The sequence below is a fragment of the Streptomyces inusitatus genome (genome assembly GCF_014651115.1).
GTDB classification, from domain to species: Bacteria; Actinomycetota; Actinomycetes; order Streptomycetales; family Streptomycetaceae; genus Streptomyces; species Streptomyces amakusaensis.
On record NZ_BMWG01000040.1, the window covers coordinates 1 to 7,526 of the forward strand.

The 7,526-nt window shown below is 72.2% G+C and carries 1 protein-coding gene; it reads left to right on the forward strand.

The features are described 5' to 3' along the window. A partial coding sequence (locus tag IE247_RS32980) for a type I polyketide synthase (protein ID WP_190127045.1) occupies positions 1–7,522 on the forward strand: 7,522 nt, incomplete at its 5' end. Between the last annotated feature and the right edge of the window lie 4 nt (positions 7,523–7,526).

The window sequence follows — 7,526 nt, forward strand, 5'->3', positions numbered from 1 at the left end:
GCCCGCCGTGAAGGTGCGGGAGTTGATCGCTCCGTGGGGTGAGGACCGTATCTCGGTCGCGGCCGTCAACGGGCCTTCCTCGGTCGTCATCTCCGGTGAAGTCAGGGCTCTGGAGGAGTTTCTCGCCGTCTGTGAGAAGGACGGGGTCCGGGCGAAGCGGATCGCGGTCGACTACGCGTCGCATTCCGCGCAGGTGGAGTTGCTGCGTGAGGAGCTGGCGGTCCTGCTGGGCCCGGTTTCTCCGCGTGAGGCGGAGGTTCCGTTCCTGTCGACGGTGACGGGTGAGTGGGTGGAGGGTCCGGAGCTGGACGGGGGTTACTGGTTCCGTAATCTGCGTCGTACAGTCGAGCTGGAGGACGCGACCCGGACGCTGCTGGATCAGGGTTTCGGGGTGTTCATCGAGTCGAGCCCGCATCCGGTGTTGTCGGTGGGTGTTCAGGAGACGGTGGAGGACGCGGGCCGTGAGGCCGCTGTTCTGGGTTCGCTGCGTCGTGGTGAGGGTGGTCTCGACCGGTTCTGGCAGTCCCTGGGCGAGGCGTATGTCCGTGGCGTGAAGGTGGACTGGGGGTCGGTGTTCGCGGGTACGGGTGCCCGTCGGGTCGATCTGCCCACCTACGCCTTCCAGCAGGAGCACTACTGGCTGGAGAGCGGTGCCACGGCGGACCCCGCCGTCAGCGCCCACCCGGCCGACGCCGTCGAAGCCCGCTTCTGGGAGGCCGTCGAACGCCAGGACGCCGCCACCCTCATCAACGAGCTGGACATCGACGGCGACGAGACCCTCACCGCGCTGCTCCCCGCGCTCTCCGCATGGCGAGACAAGAGCCGTGAGCGGTCCACCGTGGACGGCTGGCGCTACCGCGTCACCTGGAAGCCGCTCGCCGAGCCTGCCACCGCCCGTCTGTCGGGCACCTGGCTGGCGGTCGTGCCAGAGGGGCTTTCCGGGGCCGTCGCCGACTGGGCGGACGGGGTGCTGCGTACGCTCACCGAACACGGCGCGGAGATCCGTACCGTCACCGCCGCGACCGCCGACACCCGGGACGCGCTCGCCGACGGCATCCGGACGGCGCTCGCCGACGAGCCCGCCGTGTCGGGAGTGCTGTCCCTGCTGACCCCCGCCGACGCCGAAGCGCCGCTCAGCGCCGCCGCGCCCGCCGGGGTGATCGCCACGCTCTCCCTCGTCCAGGCGCTCGGCGACGCCGAGGTGGCCGCGCCGCTGTGGTGCGCCACCCGGGGCGCGATCGCCGTGGCCCGGTCCGAACGGTCGGCGGACCCGGCGCAGGCCCTCGTCTGGGGTCTCGGCCGGGTGGCCGCGCTGGAGCACGGCGAGCGCTGGGGCGGTCTGATCGACCTCCCGGCCGACCTCGACGACCGTACGCGCGAGCGGCTCGCGGGCGTCCTCGCCGGTGACGGCGGAGAGGACCAGGTCGCGGTCCGCGCCACGGGTCTCTTCGGCCGTCGGCTGGTCCGTGCCCGCCTCGGTGAGACGGCGGCGGTACGGGAGTGGCGTCCGGAGGGCACCACGCTGGTCACCGGCGGTACGGGAGCGCTGGGCGCGCAGATCGCCCGCTGGCTCGCGCGCAATGGCGCGGAGCACCTCGTCCTCACCAGCCGCCGGGGCCCGGAGGCTCCGGGCGCGGCCGAGCTGGAGAAGGAGCTGACCGGGCTGGGCGCCCGGGTCACCGTCGCCGCCTGCGATGTCAGCGACCGTGACGCGGTGGCGGCGCTCATCGCCTCCGTACCCGCCGAACAGCCCCTCACCGCCGTCGTGCACACGGCGGCCGTCCTCGACGACGGAGTCATCGAGGCGCTCACCCCCGAGCAGATCGAGCGGGTGCTGAAGGTCAAGGTCGACTCGACCCTGCATCTGCATGAACTCACCCGTGAACTGGACCTCTCCGCGTTCGTCCTCTTCTCATCCTTCGCCGCCACCTTCGGCGCGCCCGGCCAGGGCAACTACGCGCCCGGCAACGCCTTCCTCGACGCCTTCGCCGAGCACCGGCGCTCCGCCGGACTCCCCGCGACCTCTATCGCCTGGGGCCCCTGGGGCGACGGCGGCATGGCCGAGGGCGCGGTGGGCGACCGGATGCGCCGCCACGGTGTCATCGAGATGTCGCCCGAGCGCGCGGTCTCCGCGCTCCAGCACGCGCTGGACCGGGACGAAACCACGCTGACCGTCGCCGACATGGAGTGGAAGCGGTTCGTCCTCGCCTTCACAGCGGGCCGGGACCGGCCGCTGCTGAACGACCTGCCCGAGGCGCGGGAGGTCATGGAGAGCCTCCGCGCGGACGCGGCCGCCGCCGACACGGTCGGCGCACCGGCCCTCGCCCAGCAGCTCGCCGGGCAGCCCGAGGCGGAACAGGAACGGCTTCTCCTCGAACTGATCCGTACCGCCGTCGCCTCCGTCCTCGGCTACGCGGGACCCGACGCCGTCGAACCCGGCCGGGCCTTCAAGGAGCTGGGCTTCGACTCGCTCACCTCCGTCGAACTGCGCAACCGGCTCAACGCGGCCTGCGGCCTCAAGCTGCCGCCGACCCTCGTCTTCGACCACCCCACGCCCACCGTCCTCGCCCGGCAGCTCCGCACCGAGTTCTTCGGACAGGGCGCGGCAGCCGCCGTCCAGCTGCCCACGGCCGCCGTGAACGACGCCGAGCCCATCGCCATCGTCGCCATGAGCTGCCGCTTCCCCGGCGGCGTCCGCTCGCCCGAGGAGCTGTGGCGGCTGCTCAGCTCCGGCGGTGACGCCCTGTCGCCGTTCCCCCTGGACCGGGGCTGGGACGTCGAGGCGCTGTACGACCCCGACCCGAACGCCCAGGGGACCTCGTACACCCGCGAAGGCGGCTTCCTCACCGACGCCGCAGCCTTTGACTCGGGCTTCTTCGGGATCTCGCCGCGCGAGGCGCTCGCGATGGACCCTCAGCAGCGTCTGCTCCTCGAAACCTCCTGGGAGGCCTTCGAGCGGACCGGGATCGACCCGGAGACCCTGCGCGGCAGCCAGGCCGGTGTGTTCATCGGCACCAACGGCTCCGACTACGCCAACCTGGTACGCGCCGCCACCGACGAGCTGGAAGGCCATCTCGCCACCGGCAGCGCGGGCAGTGTCGTCTCCGGCCGGCTCTCCTACACCTTCGGCCTGGAGGGCCCGGCGGTCACCGTCGACACGGCCTGCTCGTCCTCGCTGGTCGCCCTGCACCTGGCCGTGCAGGCGCTGCGCGCGGGCGAGTGCTCCCTCGCACTGGCCGGCGGCGTCACGGTCATGTCGACGCCCGGCACCTTCATCGAGTTCAGCCGGCAGCGCGGGCTGTCCACCGACGGCCGCTGCAAGGCCTTCTCGGCCGACGCCGACGGCTTCAGCCCGGCCGAGGGCGTCGGCATGCTCCTCGTCGAGCGGCTCTCCGACGCACGGCGCAACGGCCACCCGGTGCTCGCGGTGGTCCGTGGCTCGGCGATCAACCAGGACGGCGCGTCCAACGGTCTGACGGCCCCGAACGGGCCTTCGCAGCAGCGCGTCATCCGCCAGGCGCTCGCCAACGCCCGGCTGTCGCCCGCCGATGTCGATGTCGTGGAGGCGCACGGTACGGGGACCACTCTCGGCGACCCGATCGAGGCGCAGGCGCTCCTGGCGACGTACGGCCAGGGGCGGCCGGAGGGCCGTCCGCTGCTGCTGGGCTCCATCAAGTCGAACATCGGCCACGCCCAGGCCGCCGCCGGTGTCGCGGGCGTCATGAAGATGGTGCTCGCCATGCGGCACGGTGTGCTGCCGGAGAGCCTGCACATCGATGAGCCGACCCCGCATGTCGACTGGAGCATGGGCGAGGTCGAGTTGCTGACCGAGCGGACCCCGTGGCCCGAGAGCGACCGCCCCTGGCGCGCGGGTGTCTCGTCGTTCGGCTTCAGCGGCACCAACGCGCATGCCATCATCGAACAGGCCCCCGTCGAGACGGGGTTCGACGACCTCGAAACCCCTCAGCCGCCCGCACAACCCCTACTGGCCGCGACCGCCCCGGCCGGGCCCGCCGCCGATCGGCCCGCACCTCTGCCCTGGCCGCTCAGCGCCAAGACCGAGAAGGCCCTGCGAGGCCAGGCCCAGCGGCTGCTGAACCAGCTCCAAACCCACCCTGACCTGCGGATTGCTGATATAGGCCACTCCTTGGCCACCACCCGTACCGCCCTCGGCCGACGTGCCGTACTGATCGGCGGAGACCGGGACGACTTCACCGGAGCCCTCACCGCTCTCGCCGCCGAACAGGGCTCACCCCTACTGATTCAGGGCGAGGTCATCGGGGGCAAGACCGTGTTCCTCTTCCCCGGACAAGGGTCACAATGGGTAGGCATGGCCCAGGGCCTGTTGGACGCTTCACCAGTGTTCGCTGCCCGGGTGGATGAGTGTGCGAAGGCGCTGGAGCCCTTCACCGACTGGTCGCTGAACGATGTCCTGCGGGGTGTCGACGGCGCTCCGTCGTTGGAGCGTGTGGATGTGGTGCAGCCGGCGTTGTTCGCGGTGATGGTGTCGCTGGCGGAGGTCTGGCGCGCTGCCGGGGTGCGCCCCGGTGCGGTGGTGGGTCACTCGCAGGGTGAGATCGCCGCTGCCTGCGTGGCGGGGATCCTGTCGCTGGAGGATGCGGCTCGGGTGGTCGCGTTGCGGAGCCAGGCGATCGGTCGGGTGCTGGCGGGTCTGGGCGGCATGGTGTCCGTCCCGCTGCCCGCGGCGCGTGTACGGGAGTTGATCGCTCCCTGGGGTGAGGACCGTATCTCGGTCGCGGCCGTCAACGGGCCTTCCTCGGTCGTCATCTCCGGTGAGGTGGCGGCCCTTGAAGAACTCCTCGCCGCCTGCGAGAAGGACGGCATCAGGGCCAAGCGGATCGCGGTCGACTACGCGTCGCACTCCGCGCAGGTGGAGCTGCTGCGTGAGGAGCTGGCGGGCCTGCTGGCCCCGGTCTCTCCGCGTGAGGCCGAGGTTCCCTTCCTGTCCACGGTGACCGGTGACTGGGTGGAGGGCCCGGAGCTGGACGGCGGGTACTGGTTCCGCAACCTGCGTCGCACAGTCGAGCTGGAGGACGCGACCCGGACGCTGCTGGATCAGGGTTTCGGGGTGTTCATCGAGTCGAGCCCGCATCCGGTGCTCTCGGTCGGTGTTCAGGAGACGGTGGAGGACGCGGGCCGTGAGGCGGCTGTTCTCGGTTCGCTGCGTCGTGGTGAGGGTGGTCTCGACCGGTTCTGGCAGTCGTTGGGTGAGGCGTATGTCCGTGGTGTGAACGTGGACTGGGGGTCGGTGTTCGCGGGTACGGGCGCCCGCCGGGTCGATCTGCCCACCTACGCCTTCCAGTCGCAGCGGTTCTGGCCCGAGGCCACCCCTCTGGAGGCCGTGGCCGCCGCTCCCGAGAGCGCGATCGACGCCCGGTTCTGGGAGGCCGTCGAACGCGAAGACCTCGAAGCGCTCACCGCCGAACTCGACATCGACGGCGACCGGCCCCTCAACGAACTGCTGCCCGCGCTCTCCTCGTGGCGCAGGCAGAGCCGTGAGCGGTCCACCGTGGACGGCTGGCGCTACCGCGTCACCTGGAAGCCGCTCGCCGAGCCTGCCACCGCCCGTCTGTCGGGCACCTGGCTGGCGGTCGTGCCAGAGGGGCTTTCCGGGGCCGTCGCCGACTGGGCGGACGGGGTGCTGCGTACGCTCACCGAACACGGCGCGGAGATACGTACTGTCACCGTCGCGACCGCCGACACCCGGGAGACGATCGCCGGGCTGCTGACGGACGGCACCGCTCCGACCGGGGTGCTCTCCCTCCTCGCACTCGCGGGAGACAACGCCGATGGGCACGCCGATGAGCGCGCCTTCGCCGCCGGGCTCGGCGTCACCGCCGCGCTCGTCCAGGCGCTCGGCGACGCCGAGGTGGCCGCGCCGCTGTGGTGCGTCACCCGGGGCGCGATCGCCGTGGCCCGGTCCGAGCGGCTGGAGAACCCGGCGCAGGCCCTGATCTGGGGCTTCGGCCGGAGCGCCGCACTCGAACACCCCGATCGCTGGGGTGGGTTGCTCGACCTCCCCGTCGCTCTCGACGACCGTACGCGCGACCGTTTCGCTGGTGTGCTGGCCGGTGACGGCGGAGAGGATCAGGTCGCGGTCCGTTCCTCCGGCCTCTTCGGCCGCCGCCTCGCCCACGCGCCTCTGGAGGACAGCACGGTGGTACGGGAGTGGCGTCCGGAGGGCACCACGCTGGTCACCGGCGGTACGGGAGCGCTTGGCGGGCATGTCGCGCGCTGGCTCGCCGAGAACGGCGCGGAGCATCTGTTGCTCACCAGCCGCCGGGGCCCGGACGCGCCCGGCGCGGCCGAGCTGGAGAAGGAGCTGACCGAGCTGGGGACGCGGGTCACCGTCGCCGCGTGTGACATGGCCGACCGTGACGCGGTGGCCGCCCTCATGGCGCGGCACCCCCTCACGGCCGTGGTGCACACCGCCGGAGTGCTCGACGACGGAGTCATCGACGCGCTCACCCCCGAGCGGTTCGCGACCGTGCTCGCGCCCAAGGCGGACGCGGCGCGCACCCTGCACGAGCTGACACGGGGCCTGGACCTGTCCGCGTTCGTTCTCTTCTCCGGAGTCGCCGGAACCCTCGGCGACGCGGGACAGGCCAACTACGCGGCGGCCAACGCCTATCTGGACGCCCTCGCCGAACAGCGCCACGCCGACGGACTGGCCGCGACCTCGATCGCCTGGGGCCGCTGGGGCGACAGCGGACTGGCGGCGGGCGGAGCGATCGGGGAGCGGCTCGACCGGGGCGGGGTGCCCGCGATGGCCCCCCGGTCCGCGATCCGCGCCCTGGGACTGGCCCTCGACCACGCCGAGGCGGCGGTCGCCGTCGCCGACATCCAGTGGGAGAGGTTCGCGCCCGGCTACACCGCCGTACGGCCCAGCCCGTTCCTGGGCGACCTGCCCGAGGTGCGGCGGCTCGCCCAGGCGGCCCCGGCCGCCGGCGGGGCGGACGGGGACCTCTCCCCGGCCGAGGCGCTGCGGCGGCGGCTCGCGCCCATGCCGCAGGCCGAACAGGCCCTGGCCGTCCTCGAACTGGTCCGCTCCCACGCGGCCACCGCGCTCGGCCACCCCAACGCCGACGAGGTCGGCGCGGGGCGCGCGTTCAAGGAACTCGGCTTCGACTCCCTGATCGCGCTGGAACTGCGCAACCGGCTCAACGCCGCCACCGGGCTGCGGCTCCCGGCCACCCTGGTCTTCGACCACCCGACGCCGGCGGTGCTCGCCGACTTCCTGCGGGGCGAGATCACCCAGGACGGCAGCGCCGGAGCCGCCCCCGGAATCGCGGAACTCGAAAAGCTGGAGTCCGCGCTCTCCGTGCTCGACCCGGACGAGGACAACGACACACGTACCGATATCGCGCTGCGTCTGCAGGCTCTCCTGGCGAAGTGGGGTGAACCGCAAAGCGATTCCACCGGTGAGACCGTCACGGAGCAACTCCAAGAGGCCACACCGGATGAACTCTTCGACTTCATCGAAAAAGAGTTCGGTATCTAGCACA